Source organism: Comamonas resistens (genome assembly GCF_030064165.1).
GTDB lineage: Bacteria > Pseudomonadota > Gammaproteobacteria > Burkholderiales > Burkholderiaceae_C > Comamonas > Comamonas resistens.
On sequence record NZ_CP125947.1, the window covers coordinates 3,874,166 to 3,898,530 of the forward strand.

The window sequence follows — 24,365 nt, forward strand, 5'->3', positions numbered from 1 at the left end:
ATAGCAATCAGGCCGAACCTTCGTACAACCAAGGCACATCCATGATGCGCCCGCCCAGAGCACGCAGCGACAGGTCCCGCCCCCAGCGCATCAAGCCTGTGGAATGGAAAATGCGCCCGTTGCGCAGGGAGCGCTCCTGCACTCTGGCATTGCGCTGCCAGCGGTTCAAGGCATAGCGACGCAGGCGCAGGCTCACATCCAGATCATGCATGGAAAGCGCGCTTTGCAGCTCTGCCGCATCCTCGATTGCCATGCCGGCCCCCTGGGCCAGATAGGGTCGCATGGGATGGGCCGCATCGCCCAGCAAGGCCACCAGGCCCTGCGCCATCTGGTTCGATGAGCTCACAGGCACGCGGTCCGCCACGGGCCACAGCCGCCACTCACCTCCAGCCTCTGGGACATGCTGCACCAGGTCTTGCAGATAGGAGCATGTCCCATTCAAGTGCGCCAGCAGGTCCGGCAGATTGGCCGAATGGTCCCAATGGTCCAGATCCTCCGGTGCCGGGCCTTGCACGATGACGACCAGATTCTGCAGCTCGCCCCGGCGCACCGGATACTGGATGGCATGCAGCTGCGGCCCCATCCAGGCCGTGACTTCCTGAGTGCGCAAGCGCTTGGGCAGTTGCGCCTGGTGCACCATGGCCCGATAGGCCAGATGCCCTGTGACGCGCGGTGGCCCATCGCCCAGCATCTGGGCACGCATGGCACTGCGCACTCCGTCTGCGCCAATCAGGGCATCACCTTCAATCAGCTTGTCGTTGCTGGTGCGGATGGTGACCACGCCGTCCTGCTCGGTATAGCTGACCACGGTCTGGCTCAGGTTCAGGTGCACCTCGCAGCGATCCTGCAATGCCTGCAACAGCAGCTCATGCAGATCGGCCCGGTGAATCGTGACATAGCTCGCGCCATAGCTGCGCACCATATCGGCCCCCAATGGCAGTCGACCCAGTTCCTTGCCACTGATGGCGCTGCATGCGCGCAAGGCCGTTGGCGAAGCCACGACTTGCTGGAGCGGTCGCTGCAAGCCCCAGGCCTGCAATCTGCGCACCACGTTGGGGCCCAGCTGAATACCAGCGCCCACTTCGGAAAACTGGGTGGCCCTCTCAAACAGCCTCACATCCCAGTCAGCCTTCGCCGCCGCAATGGCTGCAGCCAGACCGCCAATGCCACCGCCTGCAATCAACACCTGCTTATTCATGGTTTCTTATTGTGCCGCCTCAACCAACGAGCCGGAGGCAATATGGATTGCGCCACAGCAAAACTGCAGCCACCCGGGCTTGCTGGCTCCATATGAAAAAAGCCCACCAAGGTGGGCTCTTTCAACACGCGCAGGCGAATCAGATCGCGAACTTTTCGCGATCCTGGTCTGCAATCCACTTTGGTGGCTTGCCGCGGCCGGTCCAGGTCTGACCCGTTGCGGGGTCACGATACTTGGGAGCAACCTTGGTGCCAGCATTGGAAGAAGCACGCGCGCGCACTGGTGGGAAGACATCCTCGGCAGTCAGACTGTATTCAGCAATCAGATTGCGAACCTTGGCCACAGCATCGGCCAGTTCACGCGTACGGGCTTCGTTGATTTGCTGCTCGAGATCTTCTCTCTGCTTCAGGAGTTCCTTGTAAGTGCTCATGGTATGCGCTGGATGGTTGATTAAAGTGAAAACATTATAGATCTCATAATTTTAAAATCATTTAAAAATATGTAAGCAGTAACCACAATACCCAAAAAATTAATTGCCAAGAACTTGTTAACAAGATATTGACCCAAGTCCTTCAAAGGCCAATATTTTGTCAATACGCCTGCCATCCAAATCGACCACCTCGAATATCCATCCTGCACATTGGATGCGCTCTCCCAATATGGGGAGATGCCCGCTTTCCGCAAGCCACAAGCCGGCAATGGTGTTATAGCGACCTTTATCTTCATCGGGCAGATCACGAATGCCCAGACGGGCCTTCAACTCGGCGATGGGCATCAGGCCATCCAGCAGCCATGAGCCATCTTCTCTCTGGGTCGCCCAAACCTGGCCGCCCTCGATCGAGCGCAACTCGCCGGTGATGGCTTCCAATAGGTCCGTGGGCGTCATGATGCCCTGCACCACGCCATATTCATCGACCACAAACACCATACGCCCGGTTCTGGACCTCAATTGATCGAGCAGTTCCATGCCGCTAAGGGTTTCCGGCAGGAAGGAGGAAGCCAGTACATGCTCTCGCAGAACCTCATGCGTTGGATGAGCTATGGACAAAAGATGTGCCACGCTGACAATTCCCAGCACCTCGTCCAATGATCCCCTGCAGACCGGATACCAGGAGTGCCCGCCCATCTCCCGACCACGGGCAGCAGCAGCCAGTGCCTGGGCAATCGTCATATCGGCGTCCAACCAGTGCACATCTGCGCGCGGCACCATCAAGGAGGTCAAGGGACGATCGTCCAGATGAAATACGTTTTGCACCATCTGGTGCTCATTGGCTTCGATCAGGCCGGCTTCGCGCCCCTCCGCCAAACTCGCCGAAATTTCCTCCTCTGTCACCGTTCTGCCTTGCGACTCATTAATTCTGAGCAATGTCAGAACTGCATGCGTGGAAAAGGAAAGCAGGCGCACAAATGGCTTGGCTATGGAGGCCACCCATGCCATGGGGCGTGCAATCACGGTGGAAACCAGCTCCGGGTATAACTGCCCAATACGCTTGGGAACCAGCTCTCCAAATATTATCGTTATAAATGTGATAACAGTAACCACGATGGCGGTGGCCGATATAGACGCTGCACCATCCGATATTCCCAAAGATATCAACCACCGAGCCAGCCCATCGCTGAATGCCGCCTCGCCCAAAATACCGTTGAGCATGCCTATCGAAGTGATGCCAACCTGTACCGAAGACAGAAACTGGGTGGGGTTCTCCAACAGCGCCAATGCAGCCTGAGCACCTTTGTCTCCCGTTTCGGCCAGCGCCAGCAAACGGGCTTTGCGGCTGGAGGCCAGTGCCAATTCCGACATTGCAAACACCCCATTGAGCAGCGTGAGCAATGCGATCAGCAGAAAATCCATGACTTGTCCGTATGAAAGAAGACCATGGCACTTTACTGCATTGGTGACATCCAAGGCTGCGACGACGCATTCGCTCAATTACTGCAAACCGTGGACTTTTCCCCCAGCCGGGACACGCTTTATGTGCTCGGCGATCTTGTCAATCGCGGCCCCAAGTCCGCCGAAGTGCTGCGCCGCTGCATGCAGGCTGGAGACTCCATGCGTGCTCTGCTGGGCAATCATGATCTGCACCTACTGGCTGCCTCGCAAGGCCTGCGCCGCCAAAGCAAGCGCGACACCCTGGCTCAGGTGCTGGAGGCATCGGACCGTGACGCCCTGCTGGATTGGTTGCGCCAGCAACCCCTGGCCCGCCTGCATACCAATGCCCACGGCGAAAACCTGCTCATGGTCCATGCAGGCGTGCTGCCGCAATGGAGCTTGCCGGACTGTCTGGCTCTGAACCAGGAAGTTCAGACCGTGCTGCAAAGTGCAGACTTCGCCCGCTTTCTACAGAACATGTATGGCAACCTGCCTGACCGCTGGACCGCAGGCCTGGAAGGCGATGACAGGCTGCGCTGCATCGTCAACGCCTTTACCCGCCTGCGTTTTTGCAGCGAGCAAGGCGTCATGGATTTCGATAGTGCCGAATCCGCCGATCAGGCTCCGCAAGGGCTGATGCCCTGGTTTGAAGTTCCAGGTCGCGCCACCGCCGACACCCCCATGGCTTTTGGCCACTGGTCCACATTGGGCCATATCAATCGCGCCAATCTGATGGCCATGGACACAGGTTGCGTCTGGGGCGGATGCCTGAGCATGATGCGCATAGGCGAACATCTCGGTGAGCGCGAGCTGATTCAGCTCCAGTGCCCCCAGGCCCAGGTTCCAGGCGGCAAGAGCTGAAGCAAACAGACAAAGGCCCCAAGGGAGCGCTTATCGCCCTGGGGCGGCCCGGCTGCCATAAAAAATGCCTGCTATCCAAGCAGGCATTTTTATGAGCGCGTCCGATCAGTGATCAGGAAGCAGCGACGACAGGTGCCCTGAACAAGGCAGCTATCTTGCGCTTGGGCTTGATATTCGTGCTCTTGACGGGTGCAGCGTGCTTGCTGTCCCAGGATGCGGTCTCTGACACCGCACTGGCCTCATAAGGCTTGTCGAAGAAGGGATCGACATTGGCCGGACGCTGAGCCATGCGCGATGGACGATGCACATGGTTGCCACGTGTCGCCCCGTCAAACTCGCGCTCGCGACGTGGACGGTAGTCATCATCGCTGCGGCTGCGACGAGCTGGACGGAAATCCGCCATGGGCGCAGGCTCCAGGTCGATTTTCTTCTTGGTCAGCTTTTCGATATCCGCCACATGACGACCGTCATGGTCGGTGACCAAGGTCACGGCCAGGCCCGATGCTCCAGCACGGCCTGTGCGACCGATACGGTGCACATAGTCTTCGGCGTTGAACGGCACGTCGTAGTTGAAGACCGCTGGCACGTCCTTGATGTCCAGGCCACGGGCCGCAACGTCGGTACAGACCAGCAGATCCACCTCGCCGGCCTTGAAAGCCTCCAGTGCCTTCAAGCGTTCGTCCTGGCTCTTGTCGCCATGCAGCGCTGCGGCGCGCAAGCCGTCACGCTCCAGCGCGCGAGTCAGGCGTGCACAGCCCAGTTTGCTGTTGGAGAAAATGAAAGCCTGGCGAATGTCACGCTCTTTCAGCACCGAGCGAATGGCATAGCGCTTGTCGTCATCGCTGACCTTGTAGAAGCGCTGCTCCACGGTGGAAGCCGTTTCGTTGGGGCGAGCCACCTCGATGGTCACGGGATCCTGCAGATAGCTGCCAGCCAGTCGTTTGATCTCGGGCGAGAACGTGGCCGAGAACAGCAGCGTGGTACGGCTCTTGGGCAGGTACGAGAGGATGCGCTGCAGATCGGGCAGAAAGCCGATATCCAGCATGCGGTCTGCCTCGTCCAGCACCACATACTCCACCTGGTTGAGCACCACGTTTTTGGCTTCGATGTGGTCCAGCAGACGCCCGGGCGTCGCCACCAGTACCTCGACGCCTTTTTTCAGCTCGATGGTCTGGGGCTTCATGTCCATGCCGCCAAACACCACGGTGCTGCGCAGCTTGGTGTATTTGGCGTACAGCGCAATCTGCTGAGCGACCTGATCAGCCAGTTCACGCGTGGGCAGCAGCACCAGGGCGCGCACAGGGTGGCGGGCCGGTGAAGCCGAAGCATTTTCGTGGCGCATCAGCCGCTGCAGCAGGGGCAGCGAAAAAGCCGCAGTCTTGCCCGTGCCAGTCTGGGCTGCGCCCATGACGTCCTTGCCAGTCAGTACAACCGGAATGGCTTGCGCTTGAATGGGTGTCATGGACTCGTAGCCCATGTCGGCAACAGCGCGTGCCAGGGGCTCGGCCAAATGAAGATTGGAGAAAGAGCTTGTCATTGAGGGCGTTATTGTCGCACCGAGTGGCTTTTTCGCGTTGGCTTTGTGCATTTACGGCGTTTTGACACGGCACAAGTCCATGTTCTCAGAGGGCACAGGCTTCAATATCCCGTGCAATCTACCGGGATAACCCGTATCGGTGCAGTGTCGTTATACAAAGCAAAAGGCGTGTGACAGTGCACACGCCTTTTGGAGAAGCTTTGCCCGATCAGAGAGACTGAGCAGCGAAGGTATCGCAGGCCTTCATGCTTCCCGTCTTGTAGCCCTGGGTGAACCAGCGCACGCGCTGAGCGCTGGAGCCATGGGTGAAGCTGTCTGGGCGCACCGTTCCCGTGGCTTCCCGCTGCAGCTTGTCGTCGCCGATCTGCTGAGCCGCATTGACGGCAGACTCGATGTCGCCCTGCTCCAGCCAGCTCTTGGCCTGCTGCGACTTGTTGGCCCAGATACCGGCCAGGCAGTCGGCCTGCAGCTCCAGACGCACGGACATGGCGTTCTGTTCACGCTCGCTCACTCGACCGCGCATGGCATCCACCTTGCCCGAGATGCCAAGCAGGTTCTGCACATGGTGACCCACCTCATGCGCCACCACATAAGCACGCGCAAATTCACCGGGTGCTCCCAGCTGGCGGCTCATGGTATTGAAGAAGTCCATATCCAGATAGACCTTGTGGTCGCCAGGACAGTAGAACGGCCCCATGGCCGACTGACCGGTGCCGCAGGCCGTACGTGTCACACCCGTGTACAGCACCAGCTTGGGGTTCTGGTACTGGGCGCCGCCCTCACGGAAGATCTGGGTCCAGACATCCTCGGTCGAGGCCAGCACGGTGGAAACGAACTTGGCGCCCTGATCATCCCCTGGAGGACGGTGAGCCGGAGCCTGCTGCACCTGGGGCGAACCACCGCCGGAGAGCACACCAATCGTGGTCAGCGGGTTGATGCCAAAGACTCCCCAGCCTATCAACGCCAGCACCACGGTACCAATGCCTATGCCACGGCCGCCGATGGGAAAGCCACCACCGCCGCCGCCTCCATCGCCACGGCGGTCTTCCACATTGTCCGACTCACGGTTGCCTTCCCATTTCATGGTGCTTACTCCTATGTGCTGTATTGCCGCCGCCTCGCGTCGGGTGGCGATATTAAGTGTTCCCCGGTAGCCCTGTCGAACTCATCGCCGTCTTTTCAGTACTGCAAGACCATCCACTGCACCATTGTTGACGTTTCAGCGGCTAACGTTTAGCGGCTCGCGGGGCTGGCCACCGGCACGGCCTGCACTGGCGCAGCAGCTCCCATCAACGACGGAGCAGCACTTCCATGCTGAACTTGGTTCGGATCGTTGCGCGCCATCTGCTCCTCCACCACATTGAACATGCTCAGCAGCAACCAGGCAACCGCCAGCAGACCGATCACGCCCAGAACGGCCGAGATCCAGCCCTTGCCTGACGCAGACTTGCCCGGTGCCGCAGACTGCACCCGACTGGGCTGATAGCCACCCGCATCGGCGCCGGCATCGCGCCACACCGGCTCCGCTGACACATTGCTGGGGGCCTGCGTCCAGCCGGGTTCTTTGCGTTGAGATGAGCGAGAAGACAAACCTGACATGAACTCAAAAAACAAGAGATGAAACAGCCGCTATTGTGCGCGCGGATAGCCCCCTGCCGCAGCCTTCGGGCAGCGCCTGCATGTCAGGCAAATCCTGAAAGGTTGTTGCGCTTCTGTAAGCTGCTTACCCGTTACACCCCGCCACAGGACTGCCATGACAGCAACTACAACGCCCACCTCTAGCGCCCTGGATGCCCAGGCCACTGCCGACCTGCTGCCGTGGACAGCACTGGCCGACGAAATAGAAGAACTTTTGCAGCAGCTGAAAAACAGTTCATCCGTCGCGGTTCCGCCACGCATCGTCATGCCTGTCGGCAAAGATGGCAGTCTGTTCTGCATGCCGGCCACCGACGGACAGCTGGCCATGACCAAGCTCATCAGCTTCACGCCCGGCAATGCAGGTACGGACCGCCCCACCATCCAGGGCGATATCGTGGTATTTGACGTCGCAACCGGCCAGCGTCAGCTGATTCTGGACGGCCCCACCGTGACCGCAAGGCGCACGGCTGCCGTCTCCTTGCTGGCTGCACGCCGGCTGGCGGCCCAACCCCTGGGACCATTGCTCATCATTGGCGCGGGCGTTCAGGGCAGCGCGCACCTGCAGGCGTTTGCTGCGGGGCTGGGCACACGCGAGGTCTGGGTGCATTCCCGCAGCAGCGCCAGTGCACAAAAGCTGGTGGAGCAAGCCCAGGCCATAGGCCTGCAAGCCCGGCAGGTCAGCGACCTGGCCCAGGCCGCGCGCCACTGCCCGCTGATCGTGACCTGCACGCCTGCACAAGCCGTGGTGCTCAACGAGGCGCCGCACCCGCAGGCCTTTGTCTGCGCGGTAGGCGCCTTCACACCTCAGATGGTGGAGCTGGCTCCCGAGCTGTGCCACCATTTTTTACAGCATGGGCAGATCGTGGTGGACACCGAGGATGCAGGCCATGAAGCAGGTGATTTGCTGCAGGCAGGTATCGATATTGCTGCACTTCCCACTCTGGCCGAAGTGGTCCAGCAAAACTGGCCCCGACCTCAGGCGGCGGTGCTTTTCAAGTCCTGCGGCTGGGGTGGCTGGGATCTGGCGGCCACCAGACTGGCGTTGCGCCAACACCTGGCAGCTATTGATAAATGAGCTGCCTGCGCTTTCCCTGTAATCATTTGGGGGCGATTTTCTAGTCATTGCAGATTCACAGCACGCTTGCGTGTTGCATCAAAGCAGCCCTGACTTTTACGGTAGGTGACAAATCCGCCAAACCTCGATTAAATAATACTCATATTGAGCATAATTATTTAACAAGACAACCCGGATGGAGACCATGCCAATCAAGACCGTAGAGTTCGATCACCCCCTGAGCGGCAACAGCTGCAGTACCGGCCAAGCCTGGGCCCGGCTACCGCCAGCGCAAAGCCAGGCCCAGCAACATCAGACTGCGCAGCGGATCAAGGCCCTGCTCCACGAACGCAATGCTGCGCTTGTCGCCCACTACTACGTGGACGGTGCGCTGCAGGATCTGGCACGCGAAACCGGGGGCTGCGTGGGTGATTCGCTGGAAATGGCACGCTTTGGCGCCGAACACCCGGCCGCCACCCTGGTCGTAGCCGGTGTGCGCTTCATGGGCGAGACGGCCAAGATTCTGAGCCCCGAAAAAACCGTGCTCATGCCCGATGACGATGCCAGCTGCTCGCTGGATCTGGGCTGCCCGGCCGATGCCTTCAGCCAGTTCTGCGATGCCCACCCCGACCGCACCGTGGTCGTCTATGCCAACACCAGCGCCGCCGTGAAGGCCAGAGCCGACTGGGTCGTCACCTCATCGGTGGGGCAGGACATCGTCGCAGCCCTGCATGCACGCGGCGAAAAAATCCTCTGGGCGCCCGATCGTCACCTGGGCAGCCATATCCAGCGCGAAACCGGTGCCGACATGCTGCTCTGGCAAGGCAGCTGCGTGGTGCATGACGAATTCAAGGCCGAGGAACTGCAAGCCCTGGCCGATGCCCACCCCGAAGCCGCGATCCTGGTGCACCCCGAATCACCGGCTGCCGTTACTGCATTGGCCGATGTGGTGGGCTCCACCACCCAGCTGATTGCGGCCGTGGGCAAGCTGTCCACCGACACCTTCATCGTCGCCACCGACCAGGGCATTCTTCACGCTATGCGCCTGCGCCATCCGGACAAGACCTTTCTGGCCGCGCCTACGGCAGGCACGGGCGGCAGTTGCAAAAGCTGCGCCTTCTGCCCCTGGATGGCCATGAACAGCCTGCAAGGTGTGGAGCAAGCTCTGCTGCACGGCCAGCGCTCTATCGAACTCGATCCAGCCCTGGGCCGCGCAGCCCGCAAGCCCATACAGCGCATGCTGGACTTCGCGGCTGCACGCAGCCAGAACGTACGCGCCAGCGGAGAAATGGCGCTGGATGCCGCCTTGTTCCATCAATTCGGTCCCGCCTGAGCCGCCAGCCATGCCCTCCATCAACACCCCCGATATGACGACCGATGTGCTCATCATCGGCGCCGGGCTGGCCGGATTGACGGTTGCCCTCAGCCTGCCCGAGCATCTGCGCATCACTATCCTCAGCAAAGGCCCGCTGCATGAGTGCGCCAGCGCCTGGGCACAGGGCGGCATCGCCGCCGTGCTGGACGAGAATGACGAACTCGAAGCCCATGTGCAGGACACGCTGGTCGCCGGTGCCGGCCTCTGCGATGAAACCGCCGTGCGCCGCATCCTCGCTCAGGGCCCCCAGGCCATCGCCTGGTTGCAAGAGCATGGTGTCCACTTCGATACCGAAGCCGAGGGCCGCCTGCACCTGACGCGCGAAGGCGGCCACAGCGCCCGGCGCATTGCCCATGTGGCCGACCATACCGGCCAGGCCGTGCACCAGAGCCTGCTGCAGGCCTGCGCCAGCCGCCGCCACATCACGCTGCAGGCCTGCAGCCCCGCAACCGAGCTGCTGCTGGACGGCCAGCGACGCTGCGCGGGGGCCTCCGTGCGCCATGCCGATGGCCGCCCTCAGCGCCTGCTGGCCAGCCATACCGTGCTGGCCACGGGCGGCATGGGCCAGATCTACGCCAGCACCACCAACCCGGGCAGTGCCACGGGCGATGGCATTGCCCTGGCCTGGCGCGCGGGCTGCTTGGTGCGCGATCTGGAATTCATGCAGTTTCACCCGACCGCCCTGCACATCGCCGGGCAGGCTCTGGGCCTGGTATCCGAGGCGCTGCGCGGCGAAGGTGCGACTCTGCACCTGCCCGGCGCCGACGGCAAGCCTGGCGAGCGCTTCATGCTGCGCCACGACGAACGGGCCGAGCTGGCCCCGCGCGACATCGTGGCCCGCGCCATCGACAGCGAAATGCGTGCCCACCAATTGCCCCATGTGTTGCTGGACATCAGCCACCGCAGCCGAGACTGGCTGGAGCAGCATTTCCCCGGCGTCATGGCACTGTGCGCAGCGCATGGTATTGACATCGCCAGCCAGGCCATTCCCGTCGCACCCTGCGCCCACTATGCCTGCGGCGGCGTGCAGGCCAACACCGACGGCAGCACCGGCGTGGCTGGCCTGTATGCAGTGGGAGAAGTCGCCCGCACCGGCCTGCATGGCGCCAACCGGCTGGCCAGCAATTCCTTGCTGGAATGCGTGGTCATGGGGCGCGCCACGGCGCTGCGCATTGCGACCCAGCCTTTGCTCAAGCATTCCAGCATTCATAGCACCTACCGCAATCAGGGAAAGGGTTTGAACCATAAAACCCTGCCAGAGATGCAAGAGGCACTGCAGCGGCTGATGCAGACGCATGTGGGCATTGTGCGCAGCAACCACAGCCTGATCGCCGCCGCCAAGCAACTGGTGCTGTGGCGCGCCCAGTGGCGTGGTGCCGATACGGCCCTGCGCAACCAGCTGACCTTGTGCAGCCTGATGGTGGATGCCGCCCTGCAGCGTCACAACAGCGTGGGCGCGCATTGCAATCTGGACTGGCCGCCGCTGGAAGCCGCTATCGCGTGAAACACGCCTGAGAACAAAATAGCCCCACGCCTGTTCACTGCCGTATAGCCTCTGCCCCACAGAGCTCCTCGGCCTGGCAACAAAAAAGCCCGCTGCATAGACAGCGGGCTTTTTGCTGGACATGGCGTTTCAGCGGCGGCGCATATCAGGTCTTGGGCAGGGTCACGCCATGCTGGCCCTGGTACTTGCCATTGCGGTCCTTGTAGCTGGTCTCGCACTGCTCGTCGCCCTGGAAGAACAGCACCTGGGCGCAGCCTTCGCCCGCATAGATCTTGGCGGGCAGCGGCGTGGTGTTGGAGAACTCCAGCGTCACATAACCTTCCCACTCGGGCTCGAACGGCGTCACATTGACGATGATGCCGCAGCGCGCATAAGTGCTCTTGCCCAGGCAGACGGTCAGCACATCGCGGGGAATGCGGAAGTACTCGACCGTGCGGGCCAGCGCAAAGCTGTTGGGCGGAATGATGCAGTAGTCGCCCTCGAAGTCGACAAAGCTCTTTTCGTCGAAGTTCTTGGGGTCCACCACGGTGCTGTGGATATTGGTGAACACCTTGAACTCGCGCGCGCAACGGATGTCGTAGCCATAGCTCGAAGTACCGTAGCTGATGATCTTCTTGCCGTCGACCTGGCGCACCTGGCCAGGCTCGAAAGGCTCGATCATGCCGTGCTGCTCCGCCATCCGGCGGATCCATTTGTCGCTCTTGATGCTCATTAGAAGTCCTGTATCGCTTGATTTTTCATAGCGCCAAGTGGCTATGCAACCAGCGCAAGACCCCTATTTTGCTTGAGAAACAATGGTTTGCTCAATCAGGCGGTCATCTCCGAGGATGATCATGGCAAACAGCAGCTCGTCCAGGTTGCGCGCCTGGCTGGTCTTGCGCTCCAGCAGCGGCGTGCAGCCAGGGTTGATGACGACGAAGTCGGCCTCGCAGCCCGGTTGCAGATTGCCGACCACACCCTGCAGACCCAGGGCCCGCGCAGCGCCCGCCGTATGCTGCCACCACAGTCGTTGGGGCGACAGGCTCAGGCCCTGCTTGGCATGACTCTCGCGCCCGATCACATAGGCGGCCTGCATGGTGCGAAATGGCGAAAAGCTCATGCCGCCGCCCACATCGCTGGCCAGACCGTAAAGCATGTCCGCCTCGTCGGCCTTGATGTAGTCGAAGTAGCCGCTGGCCAGGAACTGGTTGCTGGTCGGGCTGATGGCCGCTGCCGAGCGCGTGTCGTGCATGAGCTGGCGATCGGTTTCATCGAGCCAGATGCTGTGGGCGTAAACAGCGCGCTCGCGCATCAGGCCGAAGTCGTCATAGACGGCCAGATAGCTGCGTGACTCGGGAAACAGCTGCTTGACCCAGGCGACTTCGTCCAGGTTCTCGGCCACATGGGACTGAATCCATACATCGCCATATTTGGCGGCCAACTCGCCCGCGCCACGCAGTTGCGCCTCGGTGCTGGTGGGAGCAAAACGCGGCGTGATCGCATAGCCGAGGCGGCCCACCCCATGCCAGCGCTGGATCAGGGTTTCGGTGTCGATCAGGCCTTGCTCGGTGTCGTCGCGCACGCCGTCGGGGCTGTTGCGGTCCTGCAGCACCTTGCCGGCGATCATGCGCATGCTGCGCTTTTGCGCGGCCGTCATGATGGCGTCCACCGAAGCCGGATGCGAGGTGGCAAAGGCCAGCGCCGTAGTCACGCCGTTGCGCTGCAGCTCATCCATGAAGAACTCGGCTACCGCATCGGCGTACTCGCGCTCATGAAAGCGCGACTCGTGTGGGAAGGTGTAATTTTCCAGCCAAGGCAGCAAGCCCGGGGCTGGCGCCCCGATCACGTCGGTTTGAGGGTAATGGATGTGCAGGTCGACAAAGCCCGGCGCCAGCAGCTTGCCGGGCAGATTCACGACCTCCACGCCTTCACGGTGGATGTATTGCTCGGCCAGCGTCTGCCAGTTGCCCGCAGCCACCACGCGCTGCACGCCCCCAGCATCGGGTGCCACGGCCAGCAAGGCATCGGAGTCATAAATCGCCTGGCCGTCATCGGCAAAGCGCAGCAGGGCACTACGGTAGATTTTCATGGGCCCGAGCTTACGCGGCGGCAAACGCAAACAACAGACGGTCATGCTTATAGGTGCTATATCGATTGACGAAAGACTACAAAAACGATAGCTACCCACGCATTACTGGTATTGAATTCAAGCCAAATACATACAAACCCCAATAAAAGCCGACGTCAGCTGCTTCATTGGTGCAAACTTCACTGCGCCACTGCAGCGATCTCGCCCTGGAGCCGGTTGACGATCTCCATGTCAGGCCACGCAGCTTTTGGCCACGGCCAGAAAAGCGCGCACTGCGGGCGAGTTCTCGCGCTCGCGATAGGCCAGTGCCATGTGCACGCTTTCCTTGAAGTCGCGCAGCGGCCTGAAAGCCACGCCCGGCTGATTGAGCAGGCGGTTCGACTCGGGCAGCACCACAATGCCGTAGCCCGCGGCGGCCAGGCTGGTCGCCGTGATGAAGTCGTTGACGCGATAGGCCTCGCGAGCCGAAAACCCGGCCGTCTCGGCCAGCCGCGCCAGCACCTCGGCAAAGCCTTCGCTTTCGTTGATGAACTGCGGCGCAATAAAGGTCTGGCCGCGCAGATCGGCCACGCTGATGGATTCATGGCGTGCCAGCGGGTGGTTCTCGGCCAGCGCCACCATGAAGGGCTCGCTGTGCACGATGACCGCCTTGACCCCCTCGGGGTAGCGACGGCGCGGCCGCAGCAGACCGGCATCGATCTCGCCCTGCTGCAGCGCCTGCAACTGGCGCGGCGTCTCCATGGCCAGCACCTGCATGTGCACCTGCTCATGGCCGGGGCGGAACTGCGTGAGCATGCGCGCCAGCACACCCGAGGTGACGGACGAGGAGATATAGCCCAGCTTGACATGGCCGCTCATGCCCTGGGCCGCCAGCAGCCCGATCTGCTGGGCCCGCTCCATATGGCGCAGCACGGCCACGGCTTCGTCATAAAGCAGCTCGCCCGCATCGGTCAGCGTGATGGGCTTGCGCTTGTTGCGCTGCAGCAGGCGCACGCCCAGTTGCTGCTCCAGCTGCTGCACCTGCACGCTGACGGCGGACTGGGCCACGCCCAGCTTGTCGGCGGCGCGAGAGAAGTGCAGCTCCTGGGCCACGGCGACGAAGTGCTCGAGTTGGCGGTAGCTGAGCATGGTTTTTAATCTGAATTTCTTATCAAAAAATGCATTAAACCCCATAGATCGTATCAAACAAGAAGTGTTCAATCACACCATTCCTGATTGAAGTACCCACCCACCATGAACGCTACGACCCCCCAGCACCTGATCCAGCCCGCCGCCTACGAGATCACCGCTCACCCCGAGCATCCTCGTTTGCTGAAACTGACGCTGAACACCGAAGCACTGAACGCCTTCCTGGCAGATGTGCGCGATATCGACGTGCAGAACCTCGAATACGTGCCTTTCATGCGCTTTCATCTGGCGCGCCGCCTGAAGGCGCACATGGGTGCCGACTTTGGCGAGACCCTGGTGAACATCATCAAGGACCGCAAGCATGGCGGCTTTGTGCTGGGTCTGGAAGGCGTGAGCCAGGACAGCGACGACTATGTGAAGTTCGGCACCGCCATCGGCCATATCCTGGGCCCGGCCAACCACGACTCCATGTCCAACAAGTACTACGCACGGTTCCTGGTCAAGCACACCGACTCCAGCGACTCCTATCTGCGCCAGGCCTATCGTCTGTTCACCATGCACACCGACGGCACCTTCGTGACCGAAGCCACCGACTGGCTGCTGATGATGAAGTTCGACGAGCAAAACGCCGTGGGCGGCGAGTCGCGCTTTCTGCACCTGGACGACTGGAGCGAGCTGCAGCGCTTCGTGCAAGACCCGCTGGGCGCCAGGCCCCTGCTGTACAAGGCCCCCGGCTCGAAGAACGTGAACGAGCGCGTCGAGCGCCCCGTGTTCTTCCACGGCGAGTTCGGCCTGTCCATCTCCTTCATCGACCAGTTCGTGCAGCCCGCCAACGATGCAGAAGCCGAATATCTGCAGAACCTGTCCGAATCGATGGAAAATTCGCCCGGCACCCGCACCGTCAGCCTGCCCGCCGGCGACCTGGTGGTTCTGAACAACTACTTCTACGTGCACGGCCGCGCGCCGTTCGAGCGTAACGAGCAACTGCACCGCGAGCTGATGCGTCAGCGCGGTACATTCGCTCAGTAAACCTTGAACACCTGATGTTTCTGTCACGCCCCCGTGCACCGCAAGTGTGCGGGGGCGTAGCCAGTTAAACCCCTGAATTTCGCTCCTGAGGCGCCCTACCATGGCATCGTCACAAGCCCCTGCTGCAAACGCAGCCTCCGCCCCCAAAGCGCAAGCCGCCTACGGCCAACGCGCAGGGCTTCCCCGCCATCTGCAGAACATTCTTTCGCTGCATGACTTCGAGGCCGCCGCACGCAAGCACCTGCCCCGCCCTCTGTTTGGCTATGTCTCCGGCGCAGCCGAAGACTGCGTCTCGCTGCAGGCCAACCGCGACAGCTTCAGGCAATACGGCTTCAGCTCCAGGGTCATGGTGGATGTGTCGCAACGCCATCAGAAGGTAGAGCTGTTCGGCCAGACCTGGGACTCGCCCTTCGGCGTGGCCCCCGTGGGCATCAGCGCCATCTCGGCCTATCGCGGCGATCTGGTGCTGGCGCAGACGGCGGCTGCCAACCGCATTCCCGCCATCATGAGCGGCACCTCCCTCATCCCCATGGAGGAAGTGGCCAAGGCCGCGCCATCGACCTGGTTCCAGGCCTATCTGCCCGGCGACACGACACGCATCGACGGCCTGATAGAGCGCATAGCAGCCGCCGGCTTCGGCACCCTGGTGATCACCGTGGACATCCCAGTCTGGGCCAACCGCGAAAACAATGTGCGCACCGGCTTCTCGATGCCGCTGCGCCCCTCTCTGCGCCTGGCCTATGACGGCATCATCCGCCCGCGCTGGATGCTGGGCACCATGCTGCGCACCCTGATCAACCACGGCATGCCGCACTTCGAGAACTCGTTTGCCACGCGCGGCGCGCCTTTGCTGTCGGGCACCGCCATCCGCGACACCACGGGCCGCGACCACCTGAACTGGAAGCACATCGAGCGCATCCGTCAGCGCTGGCAGGGCAACCTCATCATCAAGGGCATCCTCAACGAGGACGATGCCGTGATGGCCACCGATATCGGCGCGCAAGGCATCGTGGTCTCCAACCACGGCGGCCGTCAGCTCGACGGCGTGGTTGCCCCGCTGCAGATGCTGCCCTATGTGGTGGACCGCGTGGGCCACCGCACGGCCGTGATGATGGACAGCGGCATTCGCCGCGGCAGCGATGTGCTCAAGGCCGTGGCCCTGGGCGCGCGCATGGTGTTTCTGGGTCGCCCCTTCATGTATGCCGCCGCCGTGGGCGGTGCGCAGGGCGTTCATCACGCCATCACCTTGCTGCGTGACGAGGTGGACCGCAATATGGCCATGCTGGGCGCGACATCCATGGCCGAGATCACCCGCGACTGCCTGCGCGCGACCAGGGCCTGAAGCCGCTCAGCCTCTAAGATAGAACGCTTGAACCATAAAAAAGGAGAGCGTCATGCCCATGTTTGTAGACCACTCGCCCCCTGGCGAGTGCATTTTCTGCAAGCTCGTCAAAGGGGAGATCCCCTCGGCCAAGGTCTATGAGGACGATTTGACCATCGCCTTCATGGACATAGGCCAGGCCACGCGAGGCCATGTGCTGGTGGCCAGCAAGCGCCATGCCGTCAATCTGCTGGAGCTGACCCAGGAAGAAGCTGGTGCCGTGATGCAGACGGCCCAGCGCGTGGCCGAGGCCGTGAACAAGGCCTTCGATCCCGACGGCATCAATATCTTCCAGGCCAATGGCGCGCCGGCGGGGCAGACGGTGTTTCACTTTCACCTGCATGTGCTGCCGCGCTTCGAAGGCGACGGTCTGTCCGTGGTCTGGCAGCGCGAGGAACCGGGCTTTGCTGTGCTGGGCGAGCTGGCCGAGAAGATCAAGGCCGAGCTGGCTTAAATCGAATCACTATTAAAAAAAGAGCTTCCAGCGCTTGATGGATAAGCGCTGGAAGCTCTTTTTTACTTGAAACCCCTGCTTTAGTGGGATTCGGCAGTCCTGATGACATCGGCCACTTGCGCCGGCGTCACATCACCCTTTTGGCGGCCCCAACGCAGGCGCATGTAATTGACCAGATCGGCCATGTCTTCATGGCTGAGCTGATCGGCAAAGCCGGGCATGGCCTGCATGCGCTCGCCATGGGCCAGATCACGCTCGGGCAGGCCTTCGCGGATCACGCGCACCAGATTCAGCGGCGTGGGGAACATGGCCGTGGTGTTGGTATCGAGTCGCAGCGAGGAGTGTGGCTGGCCTTGACCATCGACGCCATGGCAGCCTGCGCACAGGCCGACATAGACGCGCTCGCCATTGGCAGAGACCTGGGTCTGAGGCGCTTCAGCCACCGGCTGCTTGGGCGCAGGCTTTTCACCTTGCATCAGATAGGCGGCCATGGCCTTGAGGTCGTCCTCCGCCATATGCGCACTCGAATGCTGGAGCACGGGGAACATGCCCATGGTCATCACGCCCTGGGGCGAGAGACCGGTGCGCAGAAACTGCACCAGGTCCTGCTCGCTCCAGCCGCGCTTGGCCATGGCCTTGGGGCGCAGGTCGGGGGCGTAGGCGCCTTCGATCACATTGCCCGCCAGCGACTGCTTGAGGTCCATGGCAAAGCTGCTGGTGCGCGGTGTATGGCATTCGCCGCAGTGACCGAGGGTGTTGACCAGATAGGCACCGCGGTCAAGCGTGTTGGCGGCCTCGGGGGCAGGTTCACCCGCAGGGCGCTCCAGCGCATTCCACAGCGCAAGGCCGGGACGGATGCTGAACGGGAAATTCATATCCGGCTTGCGGTTGGCCACTTCCACCGCAGGCTGAGACTGCAGCCAGACCCAGAGCGCATCCACATCGGCGCGCGTGATGTCGTGGTAGCTGGCGTAAGGCATGGCAGGGTAGAGGTTCTTGCGCCCCGGTGCCATGCCGCGCGCCACGGCGCGGTACAGGTCGTCGGCCGACCAGTTGCCTATGCCATGCTCCTTGGAGGGCGAGATATTCGTGCCGTACAAGGTGCCCATGGGCGTGACCATGGCCATGCCGCCGGCCAGCTCGGCGCCCGTGCTGGGCGAACTGTGACAGGCCGCGCAGTCGGCAGCGCGAAACACTTGCAGGCCGCGGTCGGAAAGTTGTTGCTTTTGCTCGGGGCCGATGTTGGCAAAGTCCACCGTGGCAGGAGGCACGCTGCCGCTGGAACTGCCCGCGATGTACATGCCGCCCAGCACCACCACGGCCGCGGCGGCAATGCCTGCGGCGATCCTGGTGAGTTTGCTGCGTTGAGCTTTATCCATGACGGCTGACCTCCCTCGTGCGCTGGCCCGTGGTCAGGCCTGGCGTGGCCAGAATCAGGTCGCGCACGGCGTGGTAGTAGCGCACATAGCCGGTGCAGCGACAGATATGCTTGTCCAGCGCGGCTTCCACGGCTTCTTCAACGGCATTGGCATCCACGGGCTTGGCGCGCAGTTGCTCCATCAGCACGGTGGCCGAGTTCACAAAACCCGGTGTGCAATAGCCGCACTGGAAAGCGAAATGCTCGAGGAACGCTTTTTGCACGGCAGAGGCCGTGATCTGGCCAGTGTCATCGGTGCTGGCTGCGCCTTCGATGGTGCGAATGCTTTTGCCGTTGAGCCAGCTGACGCCGGTCACACAGGCGGGCACGGTGTGCGGGCCCTTGCCGGGCTCGTCCACGATGATGGTGCAGGCGCGGCACACGCCCTGGCCGCAGCCCAGACGAGTGCCGGTCAAGCCCTGATATTCCTGCAGAAACTCGATCATCATCAAGTCCTGGGGCAGCTCGTGCGGGCCGGTTTTCTGGCCGTTGATGGTGGCGGAGAACTGGATACGTTGCTGCATCACAATGCCTTCTTGATTCGTTGCGCGCTCAGCGGCAGTTGATAGAAACGCTTGCCGGTGGCGTGGGCCACGGCGTTGGCGCAGGCAGCGACGACGGGAATCATCACCACTTCGGCCATGCCCTTGGGTGGATCGGTGCGTGAGACCGGGGGCAGCACATGACCCTCGGCCTTCCACACTGCCAACTCGCTGGCGCGCGGCAGGTGGTAGCGGTTAAAGCTCCAGGTGCCGTTGCCGGGGCCGGTGGGCCCCAGCGGCAGCTCTTCATAGAGTGCGTGGCCGATACCCATGGCCACGCCGCCCTGCAACTGGCCTGAGACCAGCTCGGGCACGATTTGCGAGCCGCATTCCAGCCAGGTCTTGTGACCCAGCAAAGTCACCTTGCCCGTACCCGTGGACACGGCCAGCTCCACCAGCGTGGCGCAAGGCGCGTAGTACACCGCACCCGCCGCCATGCGGTACACCGGCGGGTAGCTGACCTTGACGCGTGGCTGGAAGGCATAGCCCGCGCTGTCCATCGCGGCCTTCTTGGCAGCGTCGGCGCCATTGCCAAAGCGCACGGACAGGGCGTCGATCTCTGCGCCAAAGCGCTTGCCGCCCAGCTCGAACTCGGCACTGGCCCAGGAGCGGCGGTTGAAGGTGTGGACGCAGACGCCGGTCACTAGGCCCAGTTCATGGGCACGCGCGGCCAGGCGCTCGAAGCTCAAGGGCTCCATGGCGCCGGCGACCAGCTTGCCATCCTTCCACTCGGCCTGATCCAGCGTGACGGGCATGCCTTGCAACGGACCGCCAAACGGATTGCCCCAGATGGACAGGGCCGCAGGCCACAGACCATGGGCCAGCAGCAGCTTGGCCGCCTGGCGCGTAGTGTGGGTGAAGTAGTAAGCCGAGTTGGAGGCCGACTGCGGCGAGGTAAAGCTGGGCACCCAGTACGGGTCCTGCGACTGCCGATCTTCATCGGCCTGGGGCGTGGAGTTGGGTTGCTCCTGCGTGTGCACAGGCATTTCGGGCCATTTCTGTGCCGCAAATTCCACTTCGTCCACGGGACGGCCCAGGAAGGGCTGGGCCACCAGCATCTGCGCGGTGCTGGTTCCGGAGCCAATCTCGGCCGTGATGTGCTTCATCTTGATCTTGCCCTCGGGCGAGATTTCGATCAGCGCCAGCGCCGCTTCACCGGCCGTGCCAAAGCTCTTTTGCACCGAGGCAAAGCCCACGCCGTAACGCATGCCGGGGTTGGCGGCCTCGTACTCGGCCTTGCGCTTGGCGCGGTTGACCCAGACCGGGTCCTTGGCGGCCTGGGCCAGAATTTCGCCGATGCGCAACTGGCCTGCAGGCACGGCGCCCTGGGTGTTGCGCATGCCTGTGCGCAGCATATTCTTCTGACGCAGGGCAATCGCATCCATGCCGATCTGCTCGGCAATTTCATCGACCAGCATTTCGGTCGGCGCCATGGACTGCAGCGTGCCGTAGCCGCGCACCGAACCGGCCGTGACTTCGGCACTGGCCGCCACCGACACTGCCAAATCGCTCTTGGGGAAGTAGTAGACCGACTGCGAAGACGCCACGCCCAGCGTGCCCACCGAGGGGCTGAAGTTCATGGTGCCGCCACCGTCGCCGCGCATGTCCACCGAGAAGGCCTGGAACTGGCCTTCAGCGTCCACGGCAATCGTGGTCTTCAGATCAAACGGGTGGCGCTTGAGCGCGAACTGGAAATGCTGCCAACGGTCCAGTGCCAGACGCACGGGACGGCCTTCGGCATACAGCGCCGCCAGAGCCACGTAGTACGGGAAGGAGTGGTGCTCCTTCTGGCCATAGCCCACAGTAAAGGCGCTCAGATAGTCCATTTCATTGAGCGCAAAGCTGCTGGCCTTGACCATGCCCACCATATGGCTGGCCGTGGCATAAGGCGCTTGCGTGGCGCCGACCATGTGCATCACGCCCTTGGCAGGCTCGTACCAGGCCAGACCGTTTTCGGGCTCCAGCGCGGCGGGCTCCATGGACTGGCTGTGATAGTCACGCGAGAAGACCTTGAGGCCTTCGGGCGGCTCCTTGAGCAGCTGCTGAATCTGGGCCGAATACCGCATGGCCTTGCCATGCTTGGGATCGTCCACGCCGGGCCACTGCCACTCGGGGCCGGTCAGCGGCGGGCGCACGATGCCGTTGATCAGCGGCGCATGCAGATCGGGCTCGTCATGCTTGTCAGCGCCCATGCGCACATAGCGCGCGGCCACATAGGGCTTGCGCTGGGGCGGCGTGGCGGCAGCGCCCCACAGGAAGATGGATTCATTGAAGCGCAACAGGCGCACGGCCTCGCGGTAGCGCTCGTAGTCATGCCAGATGCCCAGCGCCACGGGCTGGCCCAGCATGGGCGAGACCTGGCCCTTGCTCAGGAAGTAGCTGCCGTAAAAACCGGGTTCGGGCATGCGCACGCCATCGGCCTCGGCGCGCTCAGCGTCCACCAGCACATCGGGAGCAAAGTCCTTGCCCAGCACGGACAGGTCCAGCCCTTCATAGATGCGGTCGGCACGCGGGGCCATGATCATCAGCGCATAGGACTGCTTCTCGGGCCAGCCGGCCATGTCGCGCGCACGCAGGTCGATGGCAAACAGCTTCTGGCCCGTGACCTTGGCCATGCCGTCGCGGCGATACAGCAACTGACCGTTGTTGATCCAGCCAGCATCCTGGCCTGTTGCGGGTTCGACCATTTTGGCCATGGCCATCTCCAGCGGTCGCACGCCTGCGATCACCCCCAGCGCAGCGGCAGCCTTCAGAAAGCTGCGCCGGCTCAAATCCGACTTGGGCAAGTTCATTCTCCAGTGAGCAGACCGCAGCAACTACGGTCACGGTTGTTCGTTCCCGTCGTGCTCCGGCAAGAAGGCCTTTGAACCCGTAGGCAGGCTTCGCCGTCACGTTGCAGGGAAAGCGACCTGAGCAGCCCACAAATCGATTTGGATACCAATCATGGAATCACATAGATACATAGAACTGACAAGACACAAATTACCCAAACCGATTTGGGCAAAGTAAAGTATACAAAAACTCTTGCATTACTTGCTGCGCGCTCTGGAATGACCGCCCGCGGCTTCTAGGACTTCCATGGCTGACTCCCCCGCCCCACGCATCACCATCACCGATGTGGCCAGAGAAGCTGGTGTTTCGCGCACCACGGTCTCGCACGCGCTCAACGGGCGTGGGCAGGTGGACCCTGCCACACGCCTCAAGGTGGAAGACGCCGCGCGCAGCCTGGGCTACCGCCCGAACCGCCATGCCCAGCGCCTGCGCTCGGGCGGCGCCAACATGATTGCGCTGATGTCCTCCATGCCCTCCACGATCTCTGGCGGCCCTTCGCGCCTGGGGTTCTTCATGGAAGTGGCATCGGTTGCCGCCTCTTCCGCGCTGGAGCGCGGCCTGGTTCTGGCGCTGGTGCCGCCCAACAAGCCGGGGCAGAACACGCTCAATCTGCTGGATATCGACGGCGCACTGGTGATCGAGCCGCAGGCGGGCGACCCCCAACTGGCCGCTCTCCTGCAGCAAGGCTTGCCCGTGGTCTCCATCGGCCGCCCGGGTGGCGACACCGTCGATGTGCCTTATGTTGATCTGCTCTCCGGCCCCGCCACGCAGATGCTGCTGACCCATATGCTGGCCTCCGGGGCGCGCCAGATTGCGCTGGTCGTCGGGACGTCCGAACGAACTTCCTATACCCAGGCCGAACAAGCCTATGCCGCCATGGCGGCGGGTCACGGCATGAAGCCGGTGGTGCTGCGCCAGGATGAATCGCTGGGCGAGGACGGCGGCTATGCCGCGGCGCGCCAGTTGCTTAAGGAGCATCCGCAGCTCGATGCCTTGCTGGTGATGGTGGACGCCTTCGCCGTGGGCGCCGTTCACTATGCGCAAGAGGCCGGCCTGCGCATTCCCGAAGATCTGATGGTCGCCACTCGCTACGACGGCCTGCGCGCGCGCAGCTGCGAGCCGCCGCTGACGGCACTGGACCTGCATCTGGAAAGCGTCGCGCAGCAAGCCGTGGATTTACTGTTCGAGCACCTGCGCGGCGACACCCAGCGGCGCATGACCACCAGCGCCTTGCCCAGCCTGGCGCTGCGCCGCTCCACACAAAGAAAGCCTCGCTGAGAGCAGTCCGCAGCGAGGTTTGGCAAGAAAAGCTCAGATAGCTATTTATTCAATAGCTTCCAGCGCTTGATGGGATTGGGCTACAGCCCTTTTTTACTCATATATCAGGCAAACTGCTGAAACACGATATCGAGCTTGGCAATCCACTGCGCCTTCTGCGCCTCGCTGACAAAGCTTGCTTCCAGGCTGTTGCGTGCCAGCTGGTAGGCCTCGGCAGCGCCCATGCCGGTGGCGGCAAACAGCTGGGTGTAGTTCTCGTTGACATAGCCGCCAAAGTAGGCCGGGTCGTCCGAGTTGATCATGACCTTGAGGCCGGCCGCCAGCAGGCGCGGCAGATTATGGTCGGCCAGATCCTTGACCACGCAGAGCTTGAGGTTGGACAGCGGGCAGACCGTCAGCGGAATCTGCTCCTTGGCCAGACGCTGCATCAGCTGCGCATCTTTTTCGGACTGCACGCCGTGATCGATGCGCTCCACGCCCAGCACATCGAGCGCGCCCCAGATATAGGCGGGCGGGCCTTCCTCGCCGGCGTGAGCCACCAGGTGCAAGCCCAGCTGCTTGCAGCGCGCAAACACGCGCGCGAACTTCTCGGGCGGGTTACCCAGCTCGCTGCTGTCCAGGCCCACGCCGATAAAGCGGTCGCGCAGAGGCAGCGCAGCCTCCAGCGTCTGCATGGCGCTTTCCTCGCTCAAATGGCGCAGAAAGCTCAGGATCAGCGAGGCCGAGATGCCTTGCTCGATCTCCGCATCACGGCAGGCACGGTACAGGCCGTTGATCACGGTTTCCATGGCCACGCCGCGCTCGGTATGGGTTTGCGGATCGAAAAAGATTTCCGTGTGCACCACGTTGTCGGCCACGGCGCGGTCCAGGTAGGCACGGGCCATGTCATAGAAATCCTGCTCATGCAGCAGCACGCTGGCACCCGCGTAATAGATGTCCAGAAAGCTCTGCAGATCGGTGAAGGCATAGGCCGCGCGCAGCGCTTCCACGCTGGCATAGGGCAGCTTCACGTTGTTGCGCTCGGCCAGCGCGAAGATCAGCTCGGGCTCCAGCGAGCCCTCGATATGCATGTGCAGCTCCGCCTTGGGCATGGCTTGCAGCAGCGCGGGCAGATATTCAGCAGCAATCAGTGGTACGGGATGTTTCATCTCAGTTCTCCATGACATGACAAGCTACCCCATGAAACTGACGCGCTCCAC

General features: G+C 62.3%; 21 protein-coding genes. 8 read left to right on the plus strand and 13 right to left on the minus strand.

The genetic code is table 11. The annotated features are described in order from the left end of the window. Positions 1-7 precede the first annotated feature (7 nt). The 3 genes from QMY55_RS18010 to QMY55_RS18020 all read right to left on the minus strand — a co-directional run bounded on the left by QMY55_RS18010 (position 8) and on the right by QMY55_RS18020 (position 3,050). Complete coding sequence (locus QMY55_RS18010; protein ID WP_283485520.1) at positions 8-1,198, minus strand: FAD-dependent monooxygenase; 1,191 nt, start codon at positions 1,196-1,198, stop codon at positions 8-10. Positions 1,199-1,337: 139 nt separating this feature from the next. Next, positions 1,338-1,628: an H-NS histone family protein gene (locus tag QMY55_RS18015; RefSeq protein ID WP_283485521.1), complete on the minus strand. Its 291-nt coding sequence runs from the start codon at positions 1,626-1,628 to the stop codon at positions 1,338-1,340. A gap of 117 nt (positions 1,629-1,745) precedes the next feature. After that, the gene (locus QMY55_RS18020) at positions 1,746-3,050 is read right to left on the minus strand and encodes a hemolysin family protein (RefSeq protein WP_283485522.1); all 1,305 of its coding nucleotides are present in this window, start codon (positions 3,048-3,050) and stop codon (positions 1,746-1,748) included. 24 nt (positions 3,051-3,074) lie between these two features. On the opposite strand from QMY55_RS18020, the gene QMY55_RS18025 reads away from it, so the two are divergent. Beyond that, positions 3,075-3,929: a symmetrical bis(5'-nucleosyl)-tetraphosphatase gene (locus tag QMY55_RS18025; RefSeq protein WP_283485523.1), complete on the plus strand. Its 855-nt coding sequence runs from the start codon at positions 3,075-3,077 to the stop codon at positions 3,927-3,929. A 112-nt stretch (positions 3,930-4,041) separates the two neighbouring features. Here the strand turns inward: QMY55_RS18025 and QMY55_RS18030 are convergent, their stop codons facing one another. From QMY55_RS18030 to QMY55_RS18040, 3 genes are all read right to left on the minus strand, one after another. Continuing rightward, a complete protein-coding gene (locus QMY55_RS18030) occupies positions 4,042-5,466 on the minus strand; it encodes a DEAD/DEAH box helicase (RefSeq protein WP_283485524.1) in 1,425 nt (474 codons plus the stop codon). Positions 5,467-5,674: 208 nt separating this feature from the next. After that, positions 5,675-6,550, minus strand: a complete 876-nt coding sequence (gene ypfJ, locus QMY55_RS18035; RefSeq protein WP_283485525.1) for a KPN_02809 family neutral zinc metallopeptidase — start codon at positions 6,548-6,550, stop codon at positions 5,675-5,677. A gap of 149 nt (positions 6,551-6,699) precedes the next feature. Next, complete coding sequence (locus QMY55_RS18040; RefSeq protein WP_283485526.1) at positions 6,700-7,065, minus strand: hypothetical protein; 366 nt, start codon at positions 7,063-7,065, stop codon at positions 6,700-6,702. Positions 7,066-7,219: 154 nt separating this feature from the next. Between QMY55_RS18040 and QMY55_RS18045 the strand changes: the two genes are divergently transcribed. The 3 genes from QMY55_RS18045 (at position 7,220) to nadB (ending at position 11,037) form a co-directional block, all read left to right on the plus strand. Then, complete coding sequence (locus QMY55_RS18045; RefSeq protein WP_283485527.1) at positions 7,220-8,179, plus strand: delta(1)-pyrroline-2-carboxylate reductase family protein; 960 nt, start codon at positions 7,220-7,222, stop codon at positions 8,177-8,179. A gap of 184 nt (positions 8,180-8,363) precedes the next feature. Further along, positions 8,364-9,491 carry a quinolinate synthase NadA gene (gene nadA, locus QMY55_RS18050; RefSeq protein WP_283485528.1) on the plus strand — a complete coding sequence of 376 codons (1,128 nt, stop codon included), beginning with the start codon at positions 8,364-8,366 and terminating at the stop codon, positions 9,489-9,491. A gap of 10 nt (positions 9,492-9,501) precedes the next feature. Beyond that, positions 9,502-11,037: an L-aspartate oxidase gene (gene nadB / locus QMY55_RS18055; protein ID WP_283485529.1), complete on the plus strand. Its 1,536-nt coding sequence runs from the start codon at positions 9,502-9,504 to the stop codon at positions 11,035-11,037. Between the two features lie 145 nt (positions 11,038-11,182). On the opposite strand, the gene dcd is transcribed toward nadB, so the two are convergent. The 3 genes from dcd to QMY55_RS18070 all read right to left on the minus strand — a co-directional run bounded on the left by dcd (position 11,183) and on the right by QMY55_RS18070 (position 14,233). Next, positions 11,183-11,749, minus strand: coding sequence for a dCTP deaminase (dcd, locus tag QMY55_RS18060; protein WP_283485530.1), 567 nt, complete (start codon positions 11,747-11,749; stop codon positions 11,183-11,185). A gap of 63 nt (positions 11,750-11,812) precedes the next feature. Continuing rightward, on the minus strand, positions 11,813-13,105 hold the full coding sequence (guaD, locus tag QMY55_RS18065) for a guanine deaminase (protein WP_283485531.1): 1,293 nt from the start codon (positions 13,103-13,105) through the stop codon (positions 11,813-11,815). Positions 13,106-13,336: 231 nt separating this feature from the next. Beyond that, positions 13,337-14,233 (minus strand): LysR family transcriptional regulator, encoded by an 897-nt coding sequence (locus QMY55_RS18070; protein ID WP_283485532.1) that lies wholly within the window; start codon positions 14,231-14,233, stop codon positions 13,337-13,339. A gap of 105 nt (positions 14,234-14,338) precedes the next feature. Between QMY55_RS18070 and glaH the strand changes: the two genes are divergently transcribed. The 3 genes from glaH to QMY55_RS18085 all read left to right on the plus strand — a co-directional run bounded on the left by glaH (position 14,339) and on the right by QMY55_RS18085 (position 17,097). Continuing rightward, complete coding sequence (gene glaH / locus QMY55_RS18075) at positions 14,339-15,262, plus strand: glutarate dioxygenase GlaH (protein ID WP_283485533.1); 924 nt, start codon at positions 14,339-14,341, stop codon at positions 15,260-15,262. 100 nt (positions 15,263-15,362) lie between these two features. Next, the gene (locus QMY55_RS18080) at positions 15,363-16,604 is read left to right on the plus strand and encodes an alpha-hydroxy acid oxidase (protein ID WP_283485534.1); all 1,242 of its coding nucleotides are present in this window, start codon (positions 15,363-15,365) and stop codon (positions 16,602-16,604) included. 52 nt (positions 16,605-16,656) lie between these two features. Next, a complete protein-coding gene (locus QMY55_RS18085; protein WP_283485535.1) occupies positions 16,657-17,097 on the plus strand; it encodes an HIT family protein in 441 nt (146 codons plus the stop codon). An 80-nt stretch (positions 17,098-17,177) separates the two neighbouring features. Here QMY55_RS18085 and QMY55_RS18090 read toward each other — a convergent pair whose 3' ends face one another. The 3 genes from QMY55_RS18090 to QMY55_RS18100 are packed head-to-tail and all read right to left on the minus strand — an operon-like array spanning position 17,178 to position 21,848. After that, positions 17,178-18,476 carry a cytochrome c gene (locus QMY55_RS18090; RefSeq protein ID WP_283485536.1) on the minus strand — a complete coding sequence of 433 codons (1,299 nt, stop codon included), beginning with the start codon at positions 18,474-18,476 and terminating at the stop codon, positions 17,178-17,180. After that, complete coding sequence (locus tag QMY55_RS18095) at positions 18,469-19,038, minus strand: (2Fe-2S)-binding protein (protein WP_283485537.1); 570 nt, start codon at positions 19,036-19,038, stop codon at positions 18,469-18,471. The genes QMY55_RS18090 and QMY55_RS18095 overlap by 8 nt, the downstream gene beginning before the upstream one ends. Next, positions 19,038-21,848, minus strand: a complete 2,811-nt coding sequence (locus QMY55_RS18100; RefSeq protein WP_283485538.1) for a xanthine dehydrogenase family protein molybdopterin-binding subunit — start codon at positions 21,846-21,848, stop codon at positions 19,038-19,040. Before QMY55_RS18100 ends, QMY55_RS18095 begins: the two co-directional genes overlap by 1 nt. Positions 21,849-22,134: 286 nt before the next feature. Between QMY55_RS18100 and QMY55_RS18105 the strand changes: the two genes are divergently transcribed. Continuing rightward, entirely contained in the window at positions 22,135-23,166 is a 1,032-nt protein-coding gene (locus QMY55_RS18105; protein ID WP_283485539.1) for a LacI family DNA-binding transcriptional regulator, read from the plus strand. 104 nt (positions 23,167-23,270) lie between these two features. Here the strand turns inward: QMY55_RS18105 and QMY55_RS18110 are convergent, their stop codons facing one another. Beyond that, positions 23,271-24,314: an adenosine deaminase gene (locus QMY55_RS18110; protein ID WP_283485540.1), complete on the minus strand. Its 1,044-nt coding sequence runs from the start codon at positions 24,312-24,314 to the stop codon at positions 23,271-23,273. Between the last annotated feature and the right edge of the window lie 51 nt (positions 24,315-24,365).

What these genes read in the sequence shown, in the direction of transcription:
- QMY55_RS18025 (WP_283485523.1), top strand. Translation starts at nt 3,075, where the DNA reads ATGGCACTTTACTGCATTGGTGACATCCAAGGCTGCGACGACGCATTC.
- QMY55_RS18105 (WP_283485539.1), top strand. Translation starts at nt 22,135, where the DNA reads ATGGCTGACTCCCCCGCCCCACGCATCACCATCACCGATGTGGCCAGA.
- nadB (WP_283485529.1), top strand. Translation starts at nt 9,502, where the DNA reads ATGCCCTCCATCAACACCCCCGATATGACGACCGATGTGCTCATCATC.
- guaD (WP_283485531.1), bottom strand. Translation starts at nt 13,105, where the DNA reads ATGAAAATCTACCGTAGTGCCCTGCTGCGCTTTGCCGATGACGGCCAG.
- QMY55_RS18020 (WP_283485522.1), bottom strand. Translation starts at nt 3,050, where the DNA reads ATGGATTTTCTGCTGATCGCATTGCTCACGCTGCTCAATGGGGTGTTT.
- QMY55_RS18045 (WP_283485527.1), top strand. Translation starts at nt 7,220, where the DNA reads ATGACAGCAACTACAACGCCCACCTCTAGCGCCCTGGATGCCCAGGCC.
- QMY55_RS18030 (WP_283485524.1), bottom strand. Translation starts at nt 5,466, where the DNA reads ATGACAAGCTCTTTCTCCAATCTTCATTTGGCCGAGCCCCTGGCACGC.
- QMY55_RS18010 (WP_283485520.1), bottom strand. Translation starts at nt 1,198, where the DNA reads ATGAATAAGCAGGTGTTGATTGCAGGCGGTGGCATTGGCGGTCTGGCT.
- nadA (WP_283485528.1), top strand. Translation starts at nt 8,364, where the DNA reads ATGCCAATCAAGACCGTAGAGTTCGATCACCCCCTGAGCGGCAACAGC.
- QMY55_RS18070 (WP_283485532.1), bottom strand. Translation starts at nt 14,233, where the DNA reads ATGCTCAGCTACCGCCAACTCGAGCACTTCGTCGCCGTGGCCCAGGAG.
- glaH (WP_283485533.1), top strand. Translation starts at nt 14,339, where the DNA reads ATGAACGCTACGACCCCCCAGCACCTGATCCAGCCCGCCGCCTACGAG.
- QMY55_RS18040 (WP_283485526.1), bottom strand. Translation starts at nt 7,065, where the DNA reads ATGTCAGGTTTGTCTTCTCGCTCATCTCAACGCAAAGAACCCGGCTGG.
- QMY55_RS18100 (WP_283485538.1), bottom strand. Translation starts at nt 21,848, where the DNA reads ATGAACTTGCCCAAGTCGGATTTGAGCCGGCGCAGCTTTCTGAAGGCT.
- QMY55_RS18090 (WP_283485536.1), bottom strand. Translation starts at nt 18,476, where the DNA reads ATGGATAAAGCTCAACGCAGCAAACTCACCAGGATCGCCGCAGGCATT.
- dcd (WP_283485530.1), bottom strand. Translation starts at nt 11,749, where the DNA reads ATGAGCATCAAGAGCGACAAATGGATCCGCCGGATGGCGGAGCAGCAC.
- QMY55_RS18110 (WP_283485540.1), bottom strand. Translation starts at nt 24,314, where the DNA reads ATGAAACATCCCGTACCACTGATTGCTGCTGAATATCTGCCCGCGCTG.
- QMY55_RS18015 (WP_283485521.1), bottom strand. Translation starts at nt 1,628, where the DNA reads ATGAGCACTTACAAGGAACTCCTGAAGCAGAGAGAAGATCTCGAGCAG.
- QMY55_RS18080 (WP_283485534.1), top strand. Translation starts at nt 15,363, where the DNA reads ATGGCATCGTCACAAGCCCCTGCTGCAAACGCAGCCTCCGCCCCCAAA.
- QMY55_RS18095 (WP_283485537.1), bottom strand. Translation starts at nt 19,038, where the DNA reads ATGCAGCAACGTATCCAGTTCTCCGCCACCATCAACGGCCAGAAAACC.
- ypfJ (WP_283485525.1), bottom strand. Translation starts at nt 6,550, where the DNA reads ATGAAATGGGAAGGCAACCGTGAGTCGGACAATGTGGAAGACCGCCGT.
- QMY55_RS18085 (WP_283485535.1), top strand. Translation starts at nt 16,657, where the DNA reads ATGCCCATGTTTGTAGACCACTCGCCCCCTGGCGAGTGCATTTTCTGC.